Source organism: Legionella sp. 39-23, from assembly GCF_001897665.1.
In the GTDB taxonomy this organism is placed as follows: Bacteria; Pseudomonadota; Gammaproteobacteria; order Legionellales; family Legionellaceae; genus Legionella; species Legionella steelei.
On sequence record NZ_MKTO01000038.1, the window covers coordinates 93,970 to 119,249 of the forward strand.

Sequence of the window (25,280 nt, forward strand, 5' to 3'; positions counted from 1 at the left end):
CATGTCCTATTTAAAGTTTTTCATTTTTAAAACAAGCTCTGGCCACGAAGGTGGTTCATAACCTGTTATCTGTTTAAAACGATCCGAATTAAGTGACCGATTAATTTTAAAATCTTCATCAGGTATAATATCAATTTCCTTGCCATAGACTTCAGCGACCAATTTCAATAAAGAATATTTATCAATAGGTGCTGATGATACATGGTACAAACCTGACAGTTGCGCATTAGGAAGCACATAATCATTGATAATCCGAGCTAATTCGACCGTTGGTAACCCTGAAAATATGGCTTGTTTATAACCTTTGATCGACTGTTGCTGGCTAAGAAACCAATCAATCAGTGCATAATTCGTATTTAATTCACGTCCAATAATTGATGTGCGCAGTGTTATGGCATTTTGATAGTCGCACAACTCACCAATTCGTTTAGAGACACCATATAAATCGCTCGCATCGCAATCATCATCTTCTGTGTATAATCCTTTTGCTCCTGCAAACACACAGTCTGTACTAATATGGATAACTCGTGCATTGATTAAATCAGCAAGATGGGCCAATCGATGAGGTAACATCGAATTAATGGGTAAAACCACTAATGGATCTTTTGATTCAGATAACTGCTTAATAATACCAACACAATTAATGATTACATCCGGTTTTAATTCTTTAAGCAGATGGATTAAATCATCTTGATGTAACACATCAACATTGGGAAACAGATACTCGCGTAAGTTATCTGCAAAATACTTCAGATTACTAGAATTTCGTATCGTCCCAAAAACGCTCAAATTGGGTTGCTCAGATAGGTATCTGTAGATTGCATTACCCAGCATACCTGATGCACCTAAAACTAAAATTTTTTTATTCATTTCTATTTAGCCGCTGATTTAATCAATCAATTTAACATAACGTACATCTCACTTTGCCTCACTCTTAGATGAGTAAAGTGATACCATCGAAAACACACCTATCATAAACGCAAATCACTTGCATCAGCAGGGAATAAATACTTCAAGTCATAAAGAATATGCTGAGTTTTACCAAACAACCGAATGGCCTCAACTCCTAATTCTTTAAACTGCTCATGAGCAACCGAGAGAATAATCCCGTCGTAAGACTGCATAGGAGGGTGTTCAATCAAAGTGAGTCCATATTCATGCGCAACATCTGCAGAGGAAGCCCATGGATCATATATATCTACAGCCACATTATAAGCTTTTAGTTCATTAATCACATCAATAACACGTGTATTCCTTATATCAGGGCAATTTTCTTTAAAAGTGAACCCCATCACGAGAATTCTGGAACCCTCGACATGTATCCGTTTTTTTATCATTGTTTTAACAAGCTGCGACACCACATAAGTGCCCATTGCATCATTGAGACGCCGTCCAGCAAGAATAATTTCTGGATGATAACCAATTGCTTCTGCTTTATGAGTCAAATAATAAGGATCGACACCAATACAATGCCCGCCCACTAAACCAGGACGAAACGGTAGAAAATTCCATTTCGTTTCAGCTGCTTTCAGTACCGCTTGTGTATCGATACCTAATTTATTGAAAATAATCGCCAACTCATTAATCAATGCAATATTCAAATCTCGTTGCGTATTTTCAATAACCTTTGCAGCTTCTGCAACTTGAATACTTTCAACTTTATATGTTCCCGCAACAATAATTTGCTTGTATAAAGCATCAACAATATCTGCGACCTCAGGGGTTGAGCCGGAGGTTACTTTCATGATGGTAGTCACGCGATGAAGCTTATCGCCAGGATTTACCCGCTCAGGGCTATAGCCTGCATAAAAATCCTTATTAAACGTCAACCCAGATACTCGTTCAAGAACTGGCACACAAACTTCTTCAATAGCCCCCGGATAAACCGTTGATTCATAAATAACGATATCTCCAGGCTGTAATAGGCTGCCAATCAGTTCACTGGCTTTGATCAACGGCAAAAAATCAGGTCGTTTGTGCTGATCTATAGGTGTTGGTACGGTAATGATATAAGTATCACAAAATGCAATTTCTTCTGAGTTTGCTGTTAAGTATAAATGTTTCGCTTCATGCAGCTCTGAACCACTTACCTCTAATGTAGAATCATGTCCCGTTTTAAGCTCATTAATTCTGTTGGCATTGATGTCAAACCCCATTACTGAGCGCACTTTACCAAACTCAACCGCTAAAGGTAAGCCAACATAACCCAACCCAACTATTGCAAGCTTTCTTTCCTCAACAGACGTTAACATTAGCCCTCATCCATATTTTTTATTAGTTAATTTTCCAGATGAAGCTCATAATTAAGAGCTTACATATTGGCTTACATCCTGGTGTCTTTTTACCGCATAATAATCAAGATACCAGTCAACAAAACGCTTTACCCCGACTTCAACCGTAGTACTCGGGCAATACCCAACGTCGTTCTTAAGGTCTTCAACATCTGCATAAGTATCAGGTACATCCCCAGGTTGCAACGGCAATAAATTCTTTTTCGCTTTTTTTCCAAGGCATTGTTCTAACACATCGATATAGCGAGATAAAACAACAGGACTACTATTACCAATGTTATAAATCCGCCATGGTGCCGCGCTTGTTCCAGAATCAGGAGTTGCGCCTGACCATAACGTATTTGCTGTTGCCACATGATCATGGACGCGCATAATTCCTTCTACGATGTCATCGATATATGTGAAATCTCGGCGATGGTTTCCAAAATTAAACACATCGATAGGTTCGTCATTAAGAATTTTTTTCGTAAAAGTAAACAGCGCCATATCTGGACGCCCCCAAGGCCCGTACACAGTAAAAAAGCGCAACCCAGTGGTAGGCAATTGATACAAATTACTGTAACTGTGTGCCATTAATTCATTGGCCTTTTTAGTTGCGGCATACAAACTCAAAGGATGATCGACGTTATCGTGCACAGAGAAAGGTAAGGTTTCATTTGCACCATAAACTGAGCTCGATGAGGCATAGGTCAAATGCTCTATACCATGATGTCGACAACCCTCAAGAATATTAACAAAACCGACTAAATTACTATCAACATAAGCATGTGGATTTTCAAGTGAGTAGCGTACTCCGGCTTGCGCACCAAGATGAATCACACGTTGAAAATGATGGGTTGCGAATAATTGCGCGATATTCTCTCGATCAGCAAGGTCAAGGCGAATGAATTTAAACTGGGTAAAATCAGCTAATTTTTGTAAGCGCGCTTTTTTTAAATTTACATCGTAATAGTTATTCAGGTTATCAATACCAATAACCTCATCGCCACGCTCACACAATCTTTGTGCCACATGCGAACCAATAAATCCGGCTGCTCCTGTTACTAAAACTTTCATCAAAAACTTACCCCTTCTCAACTCATTCCTGAGGTTAACCTGAAAATCTAGATAATATTAAACAGCCTTATTCACTCTTATAACAAAACATAGCATGACACCCAACATGCCAATGATTAAGCCCAACAAGATGGACGTAGCGATCACCACTTCTTTTTTGGGCGAAATAGGTGTCCCTGAAATCTCAACGGTGCCATCAGAAGAAAAAACTGCAACATCTTTCGGGTTTATAACAAATGAAGAGTAAAAATCAAGCTTACTCTGCAACGTACGTAGATCAGGAATAAACTCATTATCAGATTTTCTCTCAGACAAATTTTTTATTTGCGCTTGCAGTACATTGGCACCCAACATGTATGCCATATTCGATTCACTTGCCAAAGTATATTGCATCAATGCGGAATTCATTTTTGCAGATTGCGCAATTTTTAGCGCCTCATGCAATTTAGCTATTTGGTCGGTTCGATTTTCTTTAGCGACCCTACTGATAATATCTATTTTATGTGTTAATTGATAAATAACAACCGCTCGTTGCTTCTCTATATCACCTATAAGGGAGCTGATCGTGCGTTCTTTTGCCAAATCAATAAATTGCTTAACCCAAGCTGCTGCTTGTTCCGGGTTTGTGGACTTCATCATCACATCATATTGTACCCCCGTAGCTTTTTGTCCGGGTGAAAGTTTGTTATCTATTTTTATTGAAAATTTCTTGAAAAACGCATCATAAAGTTTTTTTAAGGACGCATTATTTTTGGGTTTCTGTTTTAAAAGAGGCAGATAATATTCTTGAAAAAAATATTTCTTATTGGATGCTGAAAGCAATTCTTTACTGAAAACAGCATACACTGAATCTACATTCATGGGCTTAATCGTTTTATTATCGCCCCATAAATTTCCCTTATTAAAGGCAACGATATCCCCTTGCATAGGCGCTGAAATATGCGCGGATGCCTGATAAACAGGGGCGCTAACTAAAATATAAATAATTCCAAGTGCAATGCTCAGTAAGGTGACCAATAAAATGGTTTTTTTATGCTGATAAAATTCACACAGCAATTGATTCATCGTTATTTCGCTGTGATTTCCAATAAGTTTTTCTGTATGCACTCCTTTTTCCCCCTTACTGAACATACTTCGACTACTCAACAAAATTCACCCAACAAGAAAATACTAGTGCTACACTCAGAGAAATTTGCGGCAAAAAATACTCAGCATTATTTCTTTTGAGCTATTTTTAGTCTTGTCAGAATTTATGCAAAAGAATAATTATACCGTTAACCAACTCATAAATATAGATGATAGCCAGCAAAACAAGCTAACCGCTTACTAAGATAAATCATAAACCAAGAGAACTATCTACTCTATTGAAATCAGCATCTATGTCAGGTGTTGCATACTGTGTTTTTAGAAATTTCCTTAAAAATCAAGTACTACCCTTTTGACAAACCTAAATGGTTAATTATTGAAATAATGGTGCGTTTTAATTATACTCCGCTCTCAGTGTGAGAATGAACAATTTAGGGAAAAGATGTCTAAACAAAAATTCTGTTTAGGAGTAATGGCAGAGGCTGATACAAAAAAACGTTCACCTACATTGTGGCCCTACCTCATCCAGTCTTATGTACTGACGTTTCGAACCTATATAAAACTCCGTTTAGCGAAGTACTTAGCATTCGGGACTTCTCATAATAAAATGAATCACTTTTTATTCCAATTACTATGAAAAAAATACTTAAATTTTCGGGATATATACTGGGTATTTTTTTTTTCGCATACTCTTTTTCGCAAGTACAATGGTCTGATTTTATTTCCTCAATAAAAAATGTGGCAACACCCTGGATCGCAATTATGGCTGCTTCTTTTTTATTGTCTATGTTTCTTCGCAGTGTCCGTTGGCACATCATTACCGGACTTCCATGGATAAACATGAGTAAGGTCTGGGAGGCCACAGCGATAGGTTATCTCGGTACCGCTATTTATCCTGCTAAGGCAGGTGACATTTTAAAAAGCATACGACTACAGCAGCTCACTGGCATCAGTAATACTGAAGCTTTAATGAGCACTTTAATTGATAGACTATTTGATGGCTTAGCTCTTTGTGGAATACTGGCAATTTTAGTGATTGCCTGGGGAAAACAACTCAATCTTAATTTTGTCGTATGGATTATCGCCGCTTGTTTTATATTAGGCCTGTTTGTCATTGCATTGTATTCTGTAAGTGGGCATCGTTTAGAACGCTTCTTCACATCTCTTGCGACTCAATCAAAAGTAGGAACACGGTTGAACCAAATTTATCAACAATCTTTAACCGCGGTGCATTTATTAAAATCGCCTAAATTATTATGCTCCTGTCTTACAATTCAAATCTTAATTACCCTATTTGATATCTTAGCATGTTGGTTTCTATTTTATGCTTTCGGATGGAAAGAGTTGTCTTTGCTTCCTGCAATTATTATGCTTGCCTATTTAGCAGCGGCTTTTTCTCTTCCTTCTACACCAGGATATATTGGCGTATATCAAATCGCTTCAATATTCGCACTGCGAGGTTTTGGGATTAGTGAATCAGAAGCAGTAGCATATGGAACTATATTTCAAACAATTACTTTTGTATTATTTGTAAGCGTGGGGATACAAACAAAGCTTAGACGCCCAAAAAAATACATGCAATTAGCAGATGAAACTTAATTAACTCAAGGGGAGAGGAATAAAATGCGTGAGAAATTGGCTCTTTATGGAGGAACTCCAGTTCGCTCGACACCCCTACCGTATGCACGCCAAAGTATAGATGATGCGGACCGCAGTGCAGTGGAGGCTGTTTTAAATGGAAACTGGCTAACTACTGGCCCCATGGTAAAACAATTTGAAGATGCGATGAGTGCCTATGCCGGTGCTGGTGAAGCAATAGCAGTGAATACAGGTACAGCTGCTTTGCATGCGGCCACATGGGCAGCAAACATTAGCCCCGGAGATGAAGTAATAGTCCCGGCAATTTCTTTTGTTGCAAGTGCCAACTGTGTTTTATACATGGGAGGCAAACCTGTTTTTGCGGATCTAACGCCCGATACTTTAAATATCGACCCTGCTGATATTGAGAGAAAAATTACCTCTAAAACTAAAGCCATCATCGCCGTAGACTTTGCTGGCCATCCTTGTGATCACGATGCGATTCGAGAAATAGCAAAAAAACATAATCTTATTGTCATAGAAGATGCCGCACACTCACTAGGCGCGACCTATAAAGAACGCAAAGTCGGTACCTTACAGGACATGACCATTCTCAGCTTCCATCCGGTAAAGCATGTCACTACCGGCGAAGGAGGCATGGTTCTCACCAATGATGCAGGATTAGCCAAACGTATGCGCTCATTTCGCCATCATGGAATCGACTTAGATTTTCATCAACGCGCTGAAACACAATCATGGCGTTACGATATCATTACGCTAGGTTATAATTACCGAATTCCAGATATTAATTGTGCTTTAGGCCTAAGCCAACTTGGAAAACTGGATGGATGGTTAGAAAGAAGAAGATTTATCGCTGCGTGTTACAATGAGGGTTTAGCCGATCTCGGCGAAATCGAACTTCCTACAGAACGCAAAGAATGCAATTCCGCATGGCATCTTTTCGTTATCAGATTATGTTTAGACAAGTTACAAGTAGGTCGTGAAGAACTATTTGCCGCGCTGCGTGCAGAAAATATTGGCGTCAATGTTCACTACATACCAATTCCCTGGATGAGTTATTATGCTCAACTGGGCTATCGCAAAGGAAATTGGCCTGTGGCTGAGGCAGAGTATGAACGCATGATTTCCTTACCAATGTTTCCAGCAATGAGTAATCAAGACATCAATGATACAATTGAGGCTGTACGTAAAGTAATCAAAGCCTATAGTAAGTGATTAAAAGGAACTACTTGGTAAATGAATATACGCCCTGCTGAGCTTAAAGATTCTTTAGATATTTTGCGTTGGCGCAATGATACTCATACTCGCTTGATGTCGCGAAACCAACAGGTTGTTGCGGTTGATGAGCATTCGCAGTGGTATACTCGTTTGCTAAGTAACCCTAATCGAATGCTATTAATTGGTGAGTTAGTGAATCAATCCCTGGGCATGGTGCGTTTTGATCGCCTAGAGAATAGTTCACAATGGGAAATTAGTATTACCTTAGCTCCTGAATTTCGCAATCGTGGATTGAGCAAAGAATTATTGGAGCAGGCCATCAGTTATTTTCGTTCTAAATTTAATAATGGCGAAATAATTGCTGAAATAAAAGAAGGTAATCAAGCAAGTAGAAAATTATTCACGAGAGTAGGATTTAATTATATTTCTCGTACAGATGAGATGCTGTGTTTCTCTTTTCAATAAGAGCGCGCAGAGAAAAGGAACGGATAATGGAAGATATACAACCACAACGAGTAGATAAATATTTCAAAAGCTTTTCATTTTTATGGAAAGGGGCTTTAGGCTATCTGGCTTATATTGCTGTTTTTCCCGTATGGTTACCTGCCTGGCTGCATAAAATCAGAGGGGTAAAAATAGATAAGTTTCGCACAGTTTATATTGCGCCCAATGTCCTAATCGATACGACATTCCCACAAAATGTACATATTGAAGACAATGTATACATCACACGTGGCGCAAAAATCATCTCCCACACTTCATTTACACCGGCAACCCAGCATGAAACAGGTATGGAGTTCACCGTAGAAGATGTGGTTATTGAGTATGGAGCCTATATTGGCGTTAATGCGATAATTCTTCCCTCAGTTCGTATAGGGCGTTGTTCCATTGTAGGTGCTGGTGCCGTAGTGACTAAGGATGTGCCTGCATATGCTATTGTCGGAGGAAATCCTGCACGCATCATTGGTGATGTGCGTGAATTGAAAAATAAAAAAAAATAATCATGTTGCGACATAAGGACCTTTAAATAATGTCAAAAAATAAGATTTTAGTCATTGTTCCAGCCTACAATGAAGAAGCGAGCCTTCCAGCATTGTTAAAGGAAATACAACAATTGGGCTATGATATAGTAGTCATTGATGATTCATCGAAAGATAATACATCTATGGTTGCTAAAAATGCAGGCGTACCTGTCCTGTCTCTTGCGGCAAATCTTGGTATTGGCGGTGGAGTTCAGACTGGGTTTAAATATGCAGTGACCCATGGATATGACATCGTAGTGCAAGTAGATGGGGATGGTCAGCATAATCCTTCTTGGATCGAAGCATTAGTTGCTCCGATTATTCGCGGGGAAGCAAATTGTGTTATTGGTTCGCGCTATTTGTCTGAAAATCCTGATAAAGATTATAAAACACCGCTTGCACGTCGCATTGGTATGTATTTTTCAACAAGTATGCTCTATCTTGCAACTGGTATTCACATCACCGACACTACCTCGGGTTTGCGAGCACTCGATCGAAAAGCATTTGAATATTTTTCTAAATCTTATCCAGTGGATCATCCCGAAGCAGAAGCATTACTTATGCTGCATCAAAAAGGTTTTCGCTTACTGGAAATACCCGTAAAAATGCGTGGACGTGTGCATGGCCAGTCTTTATTTAATTTTGCTAAGGCCAGTTTATATCCTCTTCGCGTTATTATTGGCTTTACTGGCTTGTTATTAAAAAGAAAGGATATATAAGAAATGGGATATATCATACAACCTGGTTTTTTGGGAATTGGGGTCATAGTTCTGGTACTGTTGTACACCATCCATCTCGTTCGTGCAGAAAAATTGAGCGCCCATATGGCAATAAGTTGGATCATTGCTGAGTTAGCGTTCTTAATCATTATGAGTTCAGAGTATCTTCGCTCATCAATCCGCGCTTTTCTTGGAGAACAAAACGCGCCATACAGCTTGTTTTTATTAGGTGCTGTCTGGGTGTTGTTTTTGATGCTTGAAAGTCTTACTCGTGTTTCATCATTAACGGTAAAATTAAAACAAATTAACCAAGAACTTGCTTTAACGAAAGAGCGTCTGGAACGCGCAGAAGCAAAAATCAATCAACAATAAAATAAAGGGATGAGCAATGATTAAAAATTTTATTTTGCAAAAATTCGTTGCCCTTCTCTGGTTTGGCTTTTGTTTGTTCTTTTTTATGGTCGTTGCAAATCATCAAACGTTGCAATACCTATTTAGCTCGAAATCAGAAGCCATCCAAAATATACATAACACATTTAAACCTCTATTTTATCGCAATTTGCGTGCATAAGGTTCGCATATGACCCCATTTTTAATTTTGATCATATATACACTCGCCAATATTGGTTGTAGCTATGCATTATTGAGTATTTTCTCCAGACGATTAGGAAAATATCTCCCACCTTGTGTCATGTTTTCTCTAGGCACCGCATTTTTATCAACACTATGGATTTTTATTGGTCTGGCCGGTTTTTTACATAAAGAGTTCATTGGTTCGATCGTACTCATTATGGCTTTGTTATCAATACCCTATCTCTATAACCAAATATCTGCTTCATCTCTTAGAGTTTCATTCAAAGAAGTAGTTAAAAGTCCGCTCTACTTTTTACTTATACTGCTGGTAATTGCTGTTGTAATCTGGCTTGGGATTTTAACGTATATGCGCGCACCCGCAGGAGATGCGGCCGCATTTTACATGGCATATCCCAAAATTATTTCCCTTAGAGATAAATTGACGGCTATGCCGGGTTTATTTCACGACTTTTCCTCAATTGGTATCAGTGGTGAATTACACTATGCCGTGCTCATGAAATTGGCTAATCCTGTTATTGCTAAATTATTTGCCTGGATTGTTGGTATCAGTGTTCTATTTGTTTTAAGAAGTTTAACGCGTTATTTAGGTGGTGGACTCATTGCTCAGACCACTGCAGTCAGCATCCTACTTACCTCCAGCACCTATTATAATTTTTTATCCGATGGGAAAACGGACTTATTTACAACACTCCTGGGAATTACCGCCGTATTGTGTATTGTCCTCATCAGAGAAAGACAATTTCCAAAGTCATTAAGCATTATTACAGGAATACTGACGGGTTTTGCAATCAGTGCAAAATTTTCTTTTATCATTGCATTATTTCCAGCCATAGTTTCTCTACTCTTTTGGCAGGAAATTGTCCAGAATCGAGACTTAAAAGTAACAAACCCCATCCGGCAAAGCATGTTCGCTTTAGTTTTGTTTGGGATAGGCGTTTTAATCGCACTTTTCCCGCATCTATTAAAAAATGAAATCCTGTTTGGCAACCCATTGGCTCCTTTTTTTGGTATGAAAAATTGGGCAGATCAATCCCACTGGTATGCTGTGAAAGATACCATTTGGATTGCCTCAACGTATCCATTCGCTCTGGTTTTTGGGCTTTATCCTTTAATGGGCGGTACGATGTCCGTGCTCTGGATTGCCTCATTTATATTCCTTTTATTTTTACCTAAAGCAAAACGTTCACTGCAACAACCGGCCACACAAATAATGCTCTGCGGTTGCTTGGGTTTATTGTGTTGGGTAGTTACAAAAGCGTCCGTTTTTGTACCGCGATATTTTTTAGCCACCTTAATTATGCTCATTCCTTTCCCCGCCATAGCAGTAGAGTACATGTGGCAAACTGAAATTCGACCACGTTTAATCTCAATCTGTTATGCGCTGCTTGCGGGTATCGCACTTTGTATTGCACCATTTATACCCATTACAGATACAGGTCTCATGACAAGATTAGCGATTAAGGATATACAGCATCCAGAAGGTCATAGCACAACATGTAATATTGAAACATCAGGTTATTGTTATGTTTATAACTCTTTAAACCCCAACGTTGCCAAAGGAGAGCGGGTCTATGTCATGGGATATTATACCTATTGGCTACGGGATGATCTGATACAATGTATTAACCAAATGAGTGAATTAAATATTCAAGATATGCCGAGCTCAAAACTCTGGGAAACCTTATACCAAAGAGGATTTATGCATCTGGCAGTGCAAAAGGCAACTCATGGAGCCCACTTAGAAAAGCTTGATCCAACCCAAGCACCAAAATGGTTGAAGATAACAAAAGAATATACCGATACGAGTATGCCCATTTTTCATCTTGAGGCCATAAATCCACCCAAACCACGTGAGATTTCTTGTGTCAATGAGGGCAATTCTTTTTGGCGCCCTAAAAAAACAGGGGCGTAAAATGGTGTCATTCCCGCGCAGGCGGGAATGACAGGGATTTAGAGCAAAATTAGTATTCTTAATATGGATTCTTAAAAAACCTTTGTATATAAAAAAGCTGAGGATATCTCGGGATTTGCAGCTCAAGGCTGGGTATTCTTCACACATCACTTCATATAGAAAATGAGGAATACTTTAAAACTCCTGACTCAAAAGTCCTAACAAGTAATTACCATAACTGCTTTTAATTAACTCACGTCCTATTTGCTCAATCATGTCTCTGCTCATCCAGCCGTTGTTGTAAGCAATTTCTTCTAGGCACGCAATCTTTAGTCCTTGGCGATGTTCGATCGTTTGCACGAACATACTCGCTTCTAAAAGACTTTCATAAGTTCCTGTATCCAGCCATGCAAACCCGCGACCAAGTAGCTCAACATGAAGATTACCACATTCCAAATAGCTTTGATTGATACAAGTGATCTCTAATTCACCTCGGTGGGATGGCCTGACTTGCTTCGCAAAGTCAACGACTTGATTATCGTAAAAATAAAGCCCAGTTACGGCATAATTTGATTTTGGCTTAGTCGGTTTTTCTTCAATTGAAACCGCTTTCATTTTGTCATCAAATGTAATGATACCAAAACGCTCAGGATCTTTTACTGGATAGGCAAAAACAGTAGCCCCTATTTCACAAGTAGCAACTTCACGTAGTTTTGGGGTAAAACCTTGACCATAAAATATATTATCACCTAAGACTAAGCAAACTCGGTCACGTCCAATAAATTCTTCGCCGATAATAAATGCTTGTGCGAGACCATCTGGGGTTGGCTGTATCGCATAATCTATGGTGATACCAAACCGTTCCCCCCAACCAAGGAGTCTTAGATAAGCTGGATGATCTTCAAGAGTTGTAATGATAAGAATCTCACGAATACCTGCTAGCATCAGCACGGACAAGGGATAATAAATCATCGGCTTATCATAAATAGGTAATAAGTGTTTTGAGATCCCTTTTGTAATGGGATGGAGCCGAGTGCCCGAACCACCAGCTAGAATAATTCCTTTCATACGACCAATTCCTTATCAGTCAGCTTAAAACTGTTGGAGGCTTGCTGAGTTTTATTTAAAATAGCTTTGCACCAGCTTTGATTTTCAATATACCATGCTACTGTTTTTCTCATCCCTGTTTCGAAACTTTCTACAGGCCGCCACCCAAGTTCAGATTGAATTTTTTTTGCATCAATAGCATAACGAAGATCATGGCCAGGTCTATCGGTAACGTGGGTAATTAAATCCTCATAATGAGTAATGCCCTGTGGCTTGGTAAAGCTCAACTCTTCTAATAGTGCACAAATAGTTCGAACAACATCAATGTTCTGCATTTCGTTATGACCACCAATGTTATAGGTAGCTCCGACTTGTCCATAGTTTAGAACTTGGTATAAAGCGCGGACATGATCGTTGACATATAACCAATCACGCACCTGTGTCCCAGTTCCATATATGCTCAATGGCTTACCCGAAAGTGCATTTAAAATGGTTAATGGAATTAATTTTTCTGGATACTGATAGGGGCCATAATTATTCGAACAATTTGTTATTAGGATTGGCAACCCATACGTTCGATGCCATGCTCTTACAAGATGATCGGAGCTTGCTTTGCTTGCCGAATAAGGTGAACTAGGGGCATAGGGTGTAGTTTCAGTAAAAAACTCATTGGAATTTTCAAGATCACCAAAAACTTCATCAGTAGAGATATGGTGAAATCGAAATGATTGGCGACGTGTTTCAGGCAAAGACTGCCAATAGGTACGTGCCGCCTCAAGTACGTTATACGTCCCTACAATATTAGTTTTGATAAAGGCAGCCGGTCCGCCAATAGAGCGATCCACATGCGTTTCTGCTGCCAAATGCATAACGGCATCAGGTTGGAGACTAGAAAAAACATGATTGATTAGCTCTGAAGAGCAAATATCTATTTGCTGAAAAACATAGCGATTACTATGGCTGATTTGAGAAAGAGACTCTAAATTCCCAGCATAAGTTAACTTATCTACATTAATTACAAAATCCGATGTGTGTTTAATCAGGTAGCGAATTAATGCTGAACCAATAAATCCTGCCCCGCCGGTAATTAGAATTTTCAAAATTAAATACCCATGCTTAATACATTAAAAAGTTGCTCAATAACGATGTCCTGCTGCTTATTAGACAGACCAACCCAAAGAGGTAAGCGGATTATTCGCTCTGAAAGAGAATCCGTTAAGGATAAATCGCCATGAGTTCTGCCATGGCGCATACCTGCAGGAGAGGAATGCAGAGGCACATAGTGAAATACTGCTTTTACATGATTGTAGTTGAGCGCGTCTAAAATTGATTGCCGATTAATTTCAGGTGATAAAATGACATAGTACATATGCGCATTGTGTTGGCAGGAACTAGGTACAATCGGACGGCGAAGAAAACCAGCATCCTCTAGCGATTTAAGTTGCTCATGATAATAATTCCAAATGACTAGGCGCTGTTGCGTTATTTTTTCAGCCTCTTCAAGTTGAGCCCAAAGAAAAGCTGCAATTAGTTCACTAGGCAGATAAGAGGAACCAACATCATTCCAAGTATATTTATCTACCTCTCCGCGAAAAAATTGGCTCCGATTGGTACCTTTTTCACGAATTATCTCAGCTCGTAAAGCAAATTCAGGATTGTTAATTAATAACGCACCACCTTCACCTGATATAATATTTTTAGTCTCATGGAAACTGTAAGCCCCAAGATCACCAATACCACCTAAAGCACGCCCTTTATAATAAGACATCACGCCCTGTGCTGCATCTTCAATTACTTTTAAATCATGATGTGCTGCAATATCCATGATTGCATCCATTTCACAAGCTACACCAGCATAATGTACAGGTACTATTGCCTTAGTTTTAGGCGTTATCGCCGCGGCTATAAGATGTTCATTAATATTAAGCGTGTCTTCTCGAATATCGACAAATACAGGTATACCACCCCGAAGAACAAAAGCATTTGCTGTCGATACAAAGGTATAGGATGGCATGATTATCTCATCGCCTGGCTGTATATTCGACAAAAGTGCAGCCATTTCTAATGCTGCTGTACAGGAATGAGTAAGAAGAGCTTTGGTACCAGCAATTTGCTCTTCTAACCACGTATGGCAACGTTTGGTATATATGCCATCACCTGATAATTGTTTATTGAGCTGAGCTTGGTTGATGTAATCTGATTCCTTGCCTGTAACATATGGCTTATTGAAGGGAATTTTTTCTGTATTCATCATTTCGACATTATTCCTATAACTTCCACGATACCATAATGACTTACCATTTGTACGCTCATATGAGTCGCTTAATTGATTAGCAAAAATTTCTAACAGCACTAAAGTCCTGCTATGGGTGTCAGAGAAAATCGATACTCACAGGGAATAAAGCCAGCTACCCAAGTTAGTCATTAATCAACACCGCGATTCCAAATCCTGTTTTTCCGTAATCATTGCCATTATACAACATATATCGTTCATGATTATAATCAAATACAAATGGGTAGCATGTCATCTTAGAGTCCCAACCAGATGCAGAAACATCAAGTTCAACTGTATCTTGTCGTTGCCAATTTCGCCCATCTTCTGACGTTGCGTAATTAATTCGATAAGTGTCGCAATTTTTTGTTGCTCTTGCACAAAACCACATTTTATAACCGAGTGGATCACGTAACACTCTTGGCACGCCAAGAGCGTACTCATGCTCATCTTTAAAATCGATGGCTATTGTTCCGTCTCGTTCCCAACAAATACCATCTTTAGATTCTGCATATTCAAGGCGATAGAAATGCTTTGGGCCTTCGGATGTTTGTTTCCAGCCAATGCACGATGTGAACCATGCCCGAAACAAACCATTCTCATAAGTTACTTCAGGAGTTGCTACAAAATGAGGGAAATCGCGAGTTCTATCAATAACTGGGCCAAAAAAGCGTCGCTCAAAGCGCTCCGTCGAATCATTCCACTCCGCAAGACCAATTGAGTTGCGAATTTTAACCGTTACACCTAAGTTGATCCCTGTATAATAAAGCAGCTTCTTTCCTTCATGCATTACAATCGAATTTGGAAGAGCGCCACTGTCATCAAAACAACCTAATTCTCCAGGCTCAAGGACCGGTTTATCATGAACTCGAAGGATTTTCGTCGGATTACGCATATCAATTTCAACGTAAGCCCCATGCCCACGATTATATTTATCTCTACAGGAAAAATAGATTCGATATAATTCATTATCAATTTGTTCGGCAATAGGGATCATCGCGTGTGAGTACATCCAATCGCTATGGTTATCTGCGCAAAATATGTGACCTAGTTTTTCCCATTTCATTTTTTATTTCCTAGACTCAAATTTTTTTTATTCGGTTACTTGGAACACGTGCACGTTCCGTTGCATTACCAACATAGAGACCTAGCGGTTCTGTAGAGGCAAGAATTAGTGCTCCTGCACCGATGATTGATTTTTCCCCTATAGTTATATTATCTCTGAATGTTGCATTAACCCCAATAAAGCAAGACTCACCGATTTCTACACGCCCAGAAACAACAATATGGGAAGCTAAAAAACAATGGTCAGATATTACAGAATGATGACCAATATGGTTGCCACTCCAAAGGGTGACATTGTTACCAATGGTTACAAATGGCTGAACGGTATTATCTTCGAGAATAAAACAATTCTCCCCTATTTGGTGCTGGTTCAGTATTGTTGCATGAGGACTAATGTAGGTGGCAAGTTGGTAACCCATTGCCTTTACCTCAAAATACTTTTTTTTCCTCGTCTCATTGAGATTTGAATATCCTAGCGCAACGAAAAACTCATGGCTTGTTGGTGGATATTTCTGGGCAATTTCATCAAAAGGAATAACCGGTAAACCACAAAATGTGTCTGATCGTAAATATTCGCGATCTACTGAGAACGCTTCAATTTTATAGTCGGAATCTCGAGAAAAGTAATAATGTGCGAGTTCAGCGGCATCTGTGGTTCCAAAAATAATTAGTTTTTTCATAAGGTCCCTTAATAAGTTATTCTGAATACAACGCATTCGCTTTAATTCAGAATACGTGGTCTTCAAGATGTTCTATCATTATTCATGTTTCAAAACCAGGCACATCAATTAAATTATTCATCAATTGTTGGCTTAGCTGACCTGACTACCAATTCTTTGTTACGCGGCTCGATAAGGTTTTTTTGATATATTTGCCGAACAATAGTATATGGGCGTTGTTTAATTTCAGAGAAAATTTTCGAAAGATAAATGCCAATAATACCAATGAACGAAATAATTAGGCCTCCTAACAGCCAAACTGATGCCATTATAGAGGTCCAACCGCTGAGTATGGTGTGAAAAACAAACCGATTGACAATGAGGAACACCGCATAAGCAGATGAAAATAATAAAATCAAAATACCAACATAAAAAATACTAATTAATGGTGTATTACTAAACGCAGTGATCGCATTTACAAACATGGATATTTTACGGCGTAGTGTGTAGGTAGTTTGACTTGTGCTTTTTTTATTTATAATTTGTGGTTGCTGGTTGAAACCCGTAATAGACCATAGACCAGCCATGAATATTTCACGTTCTTGATGAAGTAACAGTGCATTAACATAACGTCGAGTCATTAAACGCGCAACAACAATATTTGATGGGATTTTTATGCCGGTGAGTGCGCGAAATACTCTATAAAATAACTGTCCGGATATTCGCTCAAAAAAGCCACCCTTGCGTTTTTCTTGAATACCATAAACGACATCGCAAAGATCCAATTCCATTTTTTTAGAGAACAGATTGAGGAGCTCAGGATCTTCCTCAAGATCGCTGTCAATCAAAAAAACAAGCTCTCCATTTGCATGTGCGAGTCCAGTCATCATGGCTTTGTGATGTCCAAAATTACGAGACAGATCAATAAGAAGGATATGCGGATTTACTTTTGCTAATTCTAGGGCTACGTTAAAGCTATTATCAGGAGAACCGTCATTTACCAAGACCATTTCATAATCATCACCAACGAGCTGCTCAGCAGCCAAGGCAGCGCGCTCACAAAATTCTTTAATATGTTGTTCCGATTTATATAAAGTAGTGACAATAGATAATTTCATTTTTTCACATACCTCAAGTAATTCACAGAATCTTTGCCACAGTTAAATAAGAGGTCTAAAATAGAAACTTCATGGGTAAACTCACCCCACAGCTGGGGATATTCCGGGTAGCCTTTATAATCGAACCAGCTCAATTTAATGCCCTGATCAGCAAATAATTGCGCGTTGATATAATCAAAAGCGGCAGGTCCGGAAAGATATTCATTAGCGCCAGCTTGTAGACAAAGATCAACTAAGCGCTCTGTTTTACCATCAATTAAGGTGTAATCCCATGAGTTAGTTATTTTTGTTGTAATCCCAAGGTAATCACATATCGCTTCAATCAACTGCCGATTTAAAACAGAGAGGTGAGTATAATGCTTTTGATAAAACGGCTCGAGGAAAGATGATATTTCTTGGTATTTTGGCGCGCGACGGTAGTTGTATTCTAAAGTCTTCCAATGTTTTTTCTGCCACCCATCTTCTCGCAATTCAACATCACGAATACGTCTATTTATATTTTGGCCAACAGGTACACTAATCCAATCAACACCATTAGTTGTTTTAATTTTATTGCGATTTCGCCAATCATTTTTAGTAAATTGCATATCATCATATAAGATAAATTCATCGACTGATGCAATCATGTCAAAATAACCTTTCCATGGAATATAATTAGATTGAAGGATAGCGATTTTTTTCATGAACATTTACTCTTAGTTGCTTCACAGGTCATTTTACTTTTGAACTGAGAGTCTCATCAATAATCGCTGTATTAATTCGCTTCCGACTCATCTGATTAAAATAAAGCTCGCGGCACATTTTAGTCCGCAGGTAATATAATTTCAATAATAAATTTTTTAAAATAACTACGGGCTAAAAGCCTTTGTTGCCTGGGCGATCATCGTAAAATTATACAGGAGCAAGCTAATCAGTCCCAGAATAAATAATAATGCAAAAGGCCCTCGAAGACGCTGTTGGACTGGGGGGCTGATAACTAATGAAGCCGCAACAAAAAAGAGAGGTAATTCCAACATATAATCATACAAATAGGGATGTATTGAAACCGCTTGCGGCCAAAGTACAAGAGTTAACAAATAGGGGAAAAAAAGAAACAGATAAACAGCATAAAGCTCGACTTTTTCCTTCAACAAAATTTTACCGCCAATTAAAAAAGCAATAAATAAGAATATTAGTTCAGGAATCAGACTGCTCCACTCACGAGTAAATGATACGCACACAGGACGAACTAAAGCTTGGAGCATGTTTTTGTAATATCTTACATCACCATCTAAGCCTGAACGAAAAAGAAACGAACTCGAATCGCTTTTATAATGCAAAAGCTTTACCATAATAATTGGGTATAAATAAGACACCATGACAACAACACATGCAAACAATAATACAGAAATTACCGCGGAATAATGCTCTCTTTTATACTCCTCACGAAAAGCATAAAACATTAATGTAATAATCATCAATATTCCATATATTGGCACAAGGAGGCATAACCCCAATAAGCCAAACTTGAACCATGCAGAGGTGAAATCTTGTCGACTAACGTAAACGAATAGAAAAAGCGTACAATACATTATTAATGGGAAAACGTTATCCGTTCCACTATCTTGAGTGAGTTGAATCCAAAAACTCGGTATGGATAGCATTATTCCGAATACACAGAAAATTGAAAATTGGACTAAGGTTTTATTTAATGCCGATTTATTTGGATTATTGATAAGTGTAAATACATACACGGCAGCAAAAATAATGGAATAAAAAATTGAAACAACTCTCGTTGTTATTTCTAATGTTACTCCTAATAAAAATGCTAATATTTTTGCATAAGCATAAATTAATATCAAAAATGGGGGAGAATATCCTGCGTATGCAATTTGCTGATTATAATTCTCAACAGATTGAAATGACATTAAAAAATGAGATGAAAATGGCTTATGTTCCCAAATGTAATAAAAAGCTTGTGCTAATCTGTTGAATCGATTGGCAGAAACGCTGGTATAAACAACAGATTCCGCCCCAATTTTCCAGAGTAGTTGTAACCATAGAGCACAACTAGCAAACATAAAAAAATAAAACGCTATACTACGATACTCTGTTTTTTCATTGGCTACAGCATAATATTTATTCAGCCAAATTACTGAGAATATAAACCAGGAAACAATGACCTTTGTATAGAAATCAAATTTAAGAAATAAAATGGTTGGAGAAATGTTCCAAAAAACAGGCACTATAAAAAAAGGAGCAATAAAGTAAAGTGCATCAATCCTATTTCGGATCAGTATTTTAAATTCATGAGTATATCCAGAGCACCAACGCTTTTTATATGGATATAATAAGAGGCAAGATAAAAATAAAATAAAAATACCACTTAACAGAACAGAGGCTCGGTGCAAGAAGAAAAATAATGGCAATAAATTCAAGCAGAAAATTATGAAAACAGTTACCAAAGAAACAGGAACTCTGGTGGATTGTGATTTTATATCTTCCACTAAATTACTTTGATTTTGCACTAAATTAACCCCAAATTTATCTAATACTCTCGATTAAGGCTTATGCTTTAAGGCTTCATACTTTAGTGCAACGTTTCTTTAATGTAAAGATCAGCTTAGGAGGAGAGACATTCTCCTTTTGAAAAAAAATGATTCAGGTGAACCACAAGCACTTGAGTTAATGGGCCTTAATCTTTAGCTTCTTTGTAATCTCCATCGGCTAGCATGGAAAGATTCTATGCCTCACAATACATTTTAATTTAATAATTAAAATAATTGTTATTTAATGTATCACTTAGCCATATAGCTTAGTAATATCGTAACCATAATCAATGTTTTTATTAAATTAAAGCAAAAAGTAAGTAGAGTACAATATGTATAAAGCGATTATTCCGTTTCAATTCTCGAGAAACTTAACTCAATTCATACGCTTTGGCACGGTGGGTTTAATAACCAATATGATTGGTTACTCCATTTTTCTAGGGCTTACTTGGACTGGTATCAATCCTAAAATTGTTATCACCATACTATTTTTTTTCAATCTTACTTTTAGTTTTTTCAGTAACAAACGATGGGTGTTTGCGAATAAACAAAATCAACAATTGAATCGGATGACTATAGTACGATTCATTGCCACATACATTACCGGCTATTTAATTAATTTAGCATTACTCATAGAGGGCGTTGATCATTTAGGTTACTCTCCTCAAATAGTCCAATTAATAGCAATAGTCTTGATCGCCATTTACTTTTTCTTTGCATTAAAACTATTGGTTTTTAGACAAAATAATTTATCTGCGTTATAGGTGGAACCTCCCATTTGTTTCAAGAAAAAGATTTGTCCTTCCTCGAACTGTGTTTAAGAGATATGATCAGCTGAACAAAAATCATAATTAGTGTCAGTGTTTTTGTGTCACGATCAGATTTAATACATTAATTATTATAAAATAGTAAGCATTCAAACTAGGGACAATCAAGTAATGAGCGATACACTTTATATTCCGCCAATAGAACAATGGCTTAATGACATACGCTTATATGTGAGAGAAAAAGCACCAGAAATATTGTCTTTACTAGAGATCTATATTGGAGAGGCAAAATTTGGAAGGAATTTGATTCATAATGATTTGAACAATATAGGTAAAAATGCAAAGATACTTGAGGTTGGTGCCGGAAGTATGATACTTAGCTGCCAGTTAGTCAAAGAAGGTTATGACGTTACTGCTCTAGAACCTATGGGCTCTGGCTATTCTCATTTTAACCAAATGCAGGCATTAATATTAGATTTGGCTAACCATCAAAATTGCAGTCCCCAAATCTTGCACCTTCCAGTAGAGAAATTGAATGTACAAAATAATTTTGACTTTGCTTTCTCAATCAATGTAATGGAACACGTTGAAGATGTATCTCTTGCGCTCACTTTAATTAGCAATAGTCTGAAGGAAAAAGCGGTATACAGATTTACATGCCCCAATTATTTATTTCCCTATGAGCCTCATTTTAATATTCCCACTCTTTTTTCCAAATCAATAACAGAAAAGTTTTTTAAAAAATTAATATTTAACAAAATTAAAATACCCGATCCAGAAGGGACTTGGAACTCATTAAATTGGATTAATGTCCACCAAATCAAGAAAATAGTTCATAGCCTATCGCATTTTGACCTTACTTTTAATAAACACTATGTAGTTTCAATTTTCGAAAGAATTCTCCATGATTCCGAGTTTTGTAAACGCCGTTCTGGCTGGATGATTCATATAATTAAAGGAATTACCCATTTACGCTTGCATTATTTATTTGGATTCATACCAATTATCATGCAACCCACAATAGACTGCAAAATCACCCGATTAGAATAAGGACAAACAATTATGACGCAAATAACTAATGGCCTTCGTTCAATTTTATCCTCGCCTATAGTTTACTCCTTATTTCAGGGACTCATGGGCGCACATAAAGCGAGAACTCTATTTACGAAAAATTTCATTAGACCATTTTCTGGTATGAAAATTTTAGATATAGGATGCGGACCAGCGGAAATACTTAATTATATGAATGAAGTAGAATATTATGGGTTCGATGTATCTAACGAATATATAAAAAAAGCAAAATCTATATTCGGAGATCGAGGGAACTTCTATTGTAAAGAATTTGAATTAACTGATTTAGAGAATATACCTAAAGTCGATATTGTATTAGCGATAGGGCTTTTACATCACCTTGATGATGATATATTAATCAACATGCTTCACTTAGCTTTTTCTGCCTTAAAGCCAGGAGGAAGACTGATAACGCTTGACCCCTGTTTTGTTAAAAATCAAAACCCTATTGCAAAATTCTTAATAACGCAAGATCGCGGTAGAAATGTTCGCACAGAAAAGGGATATACAGAACTTGTGTCACAAGTATTTTCATCTTATAAAATTCAGATTAAGCACAAAAAATGGATACCATACACCCACTGTATTACAGAAAGCTTTAAAAACTGAGCCAAGAAGGGGTTATAGCCGTTGACTAATGCTCACTAAGCGTATTGCGCATGAGCATAGCACGGCGTTGAACTCTATTTGTCTATTTTTGACCACACTTCTCGATTAATATAATCAACGTAACTGGCCACAATGCGGACCATTTTTTTCGAAACACATCCACCCTCATAATCTGCAACAACTTTAAAAGTGCGCGGATTTTGATTATGTTGTGAGGTAACCATACGCACTGCATCCAGAACACTCGCTGATTTGAGTCCACACATAATCAAGGTCGCCTCATCCATACCTTCTGGGCGCTCATGCGTGTTACGAATGGTCACCGCCGGAAGATTAAGAAGAGAGGCTTCCTCTGTAATTGTGCCGCTGTCTGATAAAATACAAAATGCTTCCATTTGCAATTTAATATAATCGAGAAAGCCAAAAGGCTTTAAGAAGCGAATACGTGAATCCAATTGGGTGACATTAAGACTTTCTAATCTTTTTCTTGTTCTCGGATGTGTGGAAACAACAACTGGCATGTTATATGTTTGAGCTAGAGACTGTAATGTGTCTAATAAATCATGCAAGTTCTCAGGAATATCTACATTTTCTTCTCGATGATTACTGACTAAGAAATATTGCTGCGGCTGTAAGTCAAGTTGTGCCAAGATGTTTGATGATAAAATATTGGGCATGCAATGCTCGAGCACCTCGTGCATATGAGAACCTGTTTTAATGATTCTCTCTGCGGGGATGCCTTCATTAATTAAATAGCGACGCGCATGCTCTGACAACACGAGATTGATGTCACTCAAGTGATCAAGCACTTTGCGGTTTAATTCTTCTGGAACACGTTGATCAAAACAACGGTTACCTGCCTCCATATGAAATACAGGAATTTTACGACGCTTAGCCGGAATCACTGACAGACAGGAATTAGTATCCCCATAAAGAAGTAGCGCATCAGGTTTTTCTTTTTCCAATACTGCATCTGCTTTTTCAATAATACGCGCAATTGCTTGCGCAGCAGTATCTCCTACTGCCTCAAGAAAATAATCAGGCTTGCGAATTTCCAAATCATCAAAAAAAATTTGATTGAGTTCATAATCAAAATTCTGGCCGGTATGAACTAAAACATGATGTGTATGCTTATCAAACTCAGCAATGACACGCGACATCTTTATCAACTCAGGCCTAGTGCCCACTATAGTCATTACCTTAAGCATTTAGAATATCCTAATTTAAAAATGATAAAAGGCGTAAATTATCATAAAATGACGCATAACAACAGGAGCGCTTAAGAGAACATTGATTAACGCTTAGAATTAGGAATAAATGCTATCAGCATTCTCTGCCTCAAGTTACAACAGCAACCAAGCGTTTGGTAGCACAATAATTAAACATACTAATTGCGCCCGCAACAGCAAAAAGTATAGGAATGAAAAAGCTGAAATTGATCCCCGTAAATTCAATAATGAGGACAATTGCGGTAAGTGGCATTTTTTGTGCTGCAGCAAGAAACGCAGTTCCCCCAATAACGGCAAAAGCTGATATAGAAATACCCGGCAATAAATAACTCCAAAGAGTACCGAGAACAACCGCCAATAAAGCTCCATTTGCAAGTGAAGGAGTGAGTAATCCGCCCGCAGCGCCAGCTTGCACACTAGAACAGACAATTAACACTCTCAGGATCAATAAAACCGCAGCGATACTTAGGCCTAATATATTGCCATCAAATCCTAACTGTGCCGCCGAACGACCATTTCCCAAGATGGCAGGAAAATAAATAGATAATAAGCCGATGATGAAAAAATTGAACAGACAAAATACAATAATTCTCCAGTCGCGCGGCGCTCGATGTTGTGCTCTATTGGTAATTTCTTTAAACCAATAGGCTGCAAAACCAAAAATAGGTCCAGAGATAATCGCCCAAACGACAACTGAAGTATCTAATATTAAGGCCGGTATATGATATAACGATTGATTTCCAAGGCCTATCCAAGAGATGACCACAGCAATCGCAGCCGTAGTGATTGCAGGTATTACCGCAAACCAGCGGAAACTCCCAAGTAATACTTCGAGAGTAAATAAAGCACCACCAAACGGCACATTATAAACTGCAGCGAGTCCTGCCCCTGCGGCACTGGCCACTAATACCTGACTTTCTTTAGGATGTAATTTCAACTTATTAGTAAGCCAACAAGCAAAAGTGGCCGCTAATTCTCTCGGAGCAACCTCACGCCCCAGGGGAGAGCCCAAGGCAACTGTAACAATTTGCAGAAGTACGTGTGTGAGAGTAGTTTTTATTGGCATGTACGGTCTTGGGGATTTAATTGCACTGGCAATACTGACTAAGGGTCTGCCATAACGAAACACGACCCACCAGCCAAAACCTGCAATAAATCCACAAAGCAACAGCGCAACCAATCTTCTTGGTGCAGTTGAATCACTTACAACATATAAGAAACTCTTATTTCCAAGAATAGGAAATACGGTATGCTCATAAGCGAGATGTTGAATAAAATGCAATAATATGGCTAAAAACATTCCGCCAAAACCAGAAACAATCCCAATAATAATGGTGGCAAAAAAAAGACGATGCCAGCGGGATGTTAAATGTTTGGTCATGAATGACTCCTTAATTCATAACGGGATCTGATTCGAGGCTCTTGCATCACCAGCGCAT

At 38.1% G+C, this 25,280-nt stretch carries 24 protein-coding genes; 10 read left to right on the top strand and 14 right to left on the bottom strand.

The genetic code is table 11. The features are described from left to right. Positions 1 to 6: 6 nt before the first annotated feature. From BGO44_RS14285 to BGO44_RS14300, 4 genes are all read right to left on the bottom strand, one after another. Positions 7 to 870, bottom strand: coding sequence for a dTDP-4-dehydrorhamnose reductase family protein (locus BGO44_RS14285; RefSeq protein ID WP_273198773.1), 864 nt, complete (start codon positions 868 to 870; stop codon positions 7 to 9). Positions 871 to 971: 101 nt separating this feature from the next. Then, the gene (gene tviB, locus BGO44_RS14290; RefSeq protein ID WP_058511578.1) at positions 972 to 2,252 is read right to left on the bottom strand and encodes a Vi polysaccharide biosynthesis UDP-N-acetylglucosamine C-6 dehydrogenase TviB; all 1,281 of its coding nucleotides are present in this window, start codon (positions 2,250 to 2,252) and stop codon (positions 972 to 974) included. A 51-nt stretch (positions 2,253 to 2,303) separates the two neighbouring features. Continuing rightward, positions 2,304 to 3,347 (bottom strand): NAD-dependent epimerase, encoded by a 1,044-nt coding sequence (locus BGO44_RS14295; RefSeq protein ID WP_058511577.1) that lies wholly within the window; start codon positions 3,345 to 3,347, stop codon positions 2,304 to 2,306. Between the two features lie 57 nt (positions 3,348 to 3,404). After that, entirely contained in the window at positions 3,405 to 4,454 is a 1,050-nt protein-coding gene (locus tag BGO44_RS14300) for a Wzz/FepE/Etk N-terminal domain-containing protein (RefSeq protein ID WP_273198771.1), read from the bottom strand. A 612-nt stretch (positions 4,455 to 5,066) separates the two neighbouring features. Here BGO44_RS14300 and BGO44_RS14305 point away from each other — a divergent pair. The 7 genes from BGO44_RS14305 (at position 5,067) to BGO44_RS14335 (ending at position 11,497) form a co-directional block, all read left to right on the top strand. Next, positions 5,067 to 6,032, top strand: coding sequence for a lysylphosphatidylglycerol synthase transmembrane domain-containing protein (locus tag BGO44_RS14305; RefSeq protein ID WP_083503972.1), 966 nt, complete (start codon positions 5,067 to 5,069; stop codon positions 6,030 to 6,032). A gap of 24 nt (positions 6,033 to 6,056) precedes the next feature. After that, positions 6,057 to 7,247 (top strand): UDP-4-amino-4,6-dideoxy-N-acetyl-beta-L-altrosamine transaminase, encoded by a 1,191-nt coding sequence (gene pseC / locus BGO44_RS14310; protein ID WP_058511573.1) that lies wholly within the window; start codon positions 6,057 to 6,059, stop codon positions 7,245 to 7,247. A 21-nt stretch (positions 7,248 to 7,268) separates the two neighbouring features. Next, positions 7,269 to 7,715 carry a GNAT family N-acetyltransferase gene (locus tag BGO44_RS14315; protein ID WP_058511572.1) on the top strand — a complete coding sequence of 149 codons (447 nt, stop codon included), beginning with the start codon at positions 7,269 to 7,271 and terminating at the stop codon, positions 7,713 to 7,715. A gap of 26 nt (positions 7,716 to 7,741) precedes the next feature. Further along, positions 7,742 to 8,251, top strand: coding sequence for an acyltransferase (locus BGO44_RS14320; RefSeq protein ID WP_273198768.1), 510 nt, complete (start codon positions 7,742 to 7,744; stop codon positions 8,249 to 8,251). Positions 8,252 to 8,280: 29 nt separating this feature from the next. Beyond that, positions 8,281 to 8,991 (top strand): glycosyltransferase family 2 protein, encoded by a 711-nt coding sequence (locus BGO44_RS14325; protein WP_058511570.1) that lies wholly within the window; start codon positions 8,281 to 8,283, stop codon positions 8,989 to 8,991. 3 nt (positions 8,992 to 8,994) lie between these two features. Then, on the top strand, positions 8,995 to 9,363 hold the full coding sequence (locus BGO44_RS14330; protein ID WP_058511569.1) for a DUF2304 domain-containing protein: 369 nt from the start codon (positions 8,995 to 8,997) through the stop codon (positions 9,361 to 9,363). Between the two features lie 208 nt (positions 9,364 to 9,571). After that, positions 9,572 to 11,497, top strand: coding sequence for a hypothetical protein (locus BGO44_RS14335; protein ID WP_273198766.1), 1,926 nt, complete (start codon positions 9,572 to 9,574; stop codon positions 11,495 to 11,497). Positions 11,498 to 11,671: 174 nt separating this feature from the next. On the opposite strand, the gene rfbA is transcribed toward BGO44_RS14335, so the two are convergent. From rfbA to BGO44_RS14375, 8 genes are all read right to left on the bottom strand, one after another. After that, a complete protein-coding gene (rfbA, locus tag BGO44_RS14340; RefSeq protein ID WP_273198765.1) occupies positions 11,672 to 12,544 on the bottom strand; it encodes a glucose-1-phosphate thymidylyltransferase RfbA in 873 nt (290 codons plus the stop codon). Continuing rightward, positions 12,541 to 13,623 carry a dTDP-glucose 4,6-dehydratase gene (gene rfbB, locus BGO44_RS14345; protein WP_273198763.1) on the bottom strand — a complete coding sequence of 361 codons (1,083 nt, stop codon included), beginning with the start codon at positions 13,621 to 13,623 and terminating at the stop codon, positions 12,541 to 12,543. The genes rfbA and rfbB overlap by 4 nt, the downstream gene beginning before the upstream one ends. Before the next feature lie 2 nt (positions 13,624 to 13,625). After that, positions 13,626 to 14,876: a dTDP-4-amino-4,6-dideoxygalactose transaminase gene (rffA, locus tag BGO44_RS14350; protein WP_273198761.1), complete on the bottom strand. Its 1,251-nt coding sequence runs from the start codon at positions 14,874 to 14,876 to the stop codon at positions 13,626 to 13,628. A 64-nt stretch (positions 14,877 to 14,940) separates the two neighbouring features. Further along, positions 14,941 to 15,861 carry a glycoside hydrolase family protein gene (locus BGO44_RS14355; protein WP_058511564.1) on the bottom strand — a complete coding sequence of 307 codons (921 nt, stop codon included), beginning with the start codon at positions 15,859 to 15,861 and terminating at the stop codon, positions 14,941 to 14,943. Positions 15,862 to 15,877: 16 nt separating this feature from the next. Then, entirely contained in the window at positions 15,878 to 16,540 is a 663-nt protein-coding gene (locus BGO44_RS14360; protein ID WP_083503971.1) for an acetyltransferase, read from the bottom strand. Positions 16,541 to 16,653: 113 nt separating this feature from the next. Beyond that, the gene (locus tag BGO44_RS14365) at positions 16,654 to 17,637 is read right to left on the bottom strand and encodes a glycosyltransferase family 2 protein (RefSeq protein ID WP_068310947.1); all 984 of its coding nucleotides are present in this window, start codon (positions 17,635 to 17,637) and stop codon (positions 16,654 to 16,656) included. Further along, the gene (locus tag BGO44_RS14370; protein WP_058511562.1) at positions 17,634 to 18,320 is read right to left on the bottom strand and encodes a WbqC family protein; all 687 of its coding nucleotides are present in this window, start codon (positions 18,318 to 18,320) and stop codon (positions 17,634 to 17,636) included. The genes BGO44_RS14365 and BGO44_RS14370 overlap by 4 nt, the downstream gene beginning before the upstream one ends. A 165-nt stretch (positions 18,321 to 18,485) precedes the next feature. Next, positions 18,486 to 20,144 (bottom strand): hypothetical protein, encoded by a 1,659-nt coding sequence (locus BGO44_RS14375; RefSeq protein ID WP_273198759.1) that lies wholly within the window; start codon positions 20,142 to 20,144, stop codon positions 18,486 to 18,488. Positions 20,145 to 20,497: 353 nt separating this feature from the next. On the opposite strand from BGO44_RS14375, the gene BGO44_RS14380 reads away from it, so the two are divergent. From BGO44_RS14380 to BGO44_RS14390, 3 genes are all read left to right on the top strand, one after another. Next, positions 20,498 to 20,929, top strand: a complete 432-nt coding sequence (locus BGO44_RS14380; protein ID WP_058511560.1) for a GtrA family protein — start codon at positions 20,498 to 20,500, stop codon at positions 20,927 to 20,929. Positions 20,930 to 21,103: 174 nt separating this feature from the next. After that, positions 21,104 to 21,982, top strand: coding sequence for a class I SAM-dependent methyltransferase (locus BGO44_RS14385; RefSeq protein ID WP_273198757.1), 879 nt, complete (start codon positions 21,104 to 21,106; stop codon positions 21,980 to 21,982). Positions 21,983 to 21,994: 12 nt separating this feature from the next. Next, positions 21,995 to 22,612 carry a class I SAM-dependent methyltransferase gene (locus BGO44_RS14390; RefSeq protein ID WP_058511558.1) on the top strand — a complete coding sequence of 206 codons (618 nt, stop codon included), beginning with the start codon at positions 21,995 to 21,997 and terminating at the stop codon, positions 22,610 to 22,612. Positions 22,613 to 22,686: 74 nt separating this feature from the next. On the opposite strand, the gene wecB is transcribed toward BGO44_RS14390, so the two are convergent. Together wecB and BGO44_RS14400 are read right to left on the bottom strand one after the other, a co-directional pair. After that, positions 22,687 to 23,820, bottom strand: coding sequence for a non-hydrolyzing UDP-N-acetylglucosamine 2-epimerase (gene wecB, locus BGO44_RS14395; RefSeq protein ID WP_273198755.1), 1,134 nt, complete (start codon positions 23,818 to 23,820; stop codon positions 22,687 to 22,689). A 130-nt stretch (positions 23,821 to 23,950) separates the two neighbouring features. Continuing rightward, positions 23,951 to 25,222, bottom strand: a complete 1,272-nt coding sequence (locus BGO44_RS14400; RefSeq protein WP_058511556.1) for a chloride channel protein — start codon at positions 25,220 to 25,222, stop codon at positions 23,951 to 23,953. Positions 25,223 to 25,280: the final 58 nt, after the last annotated feature.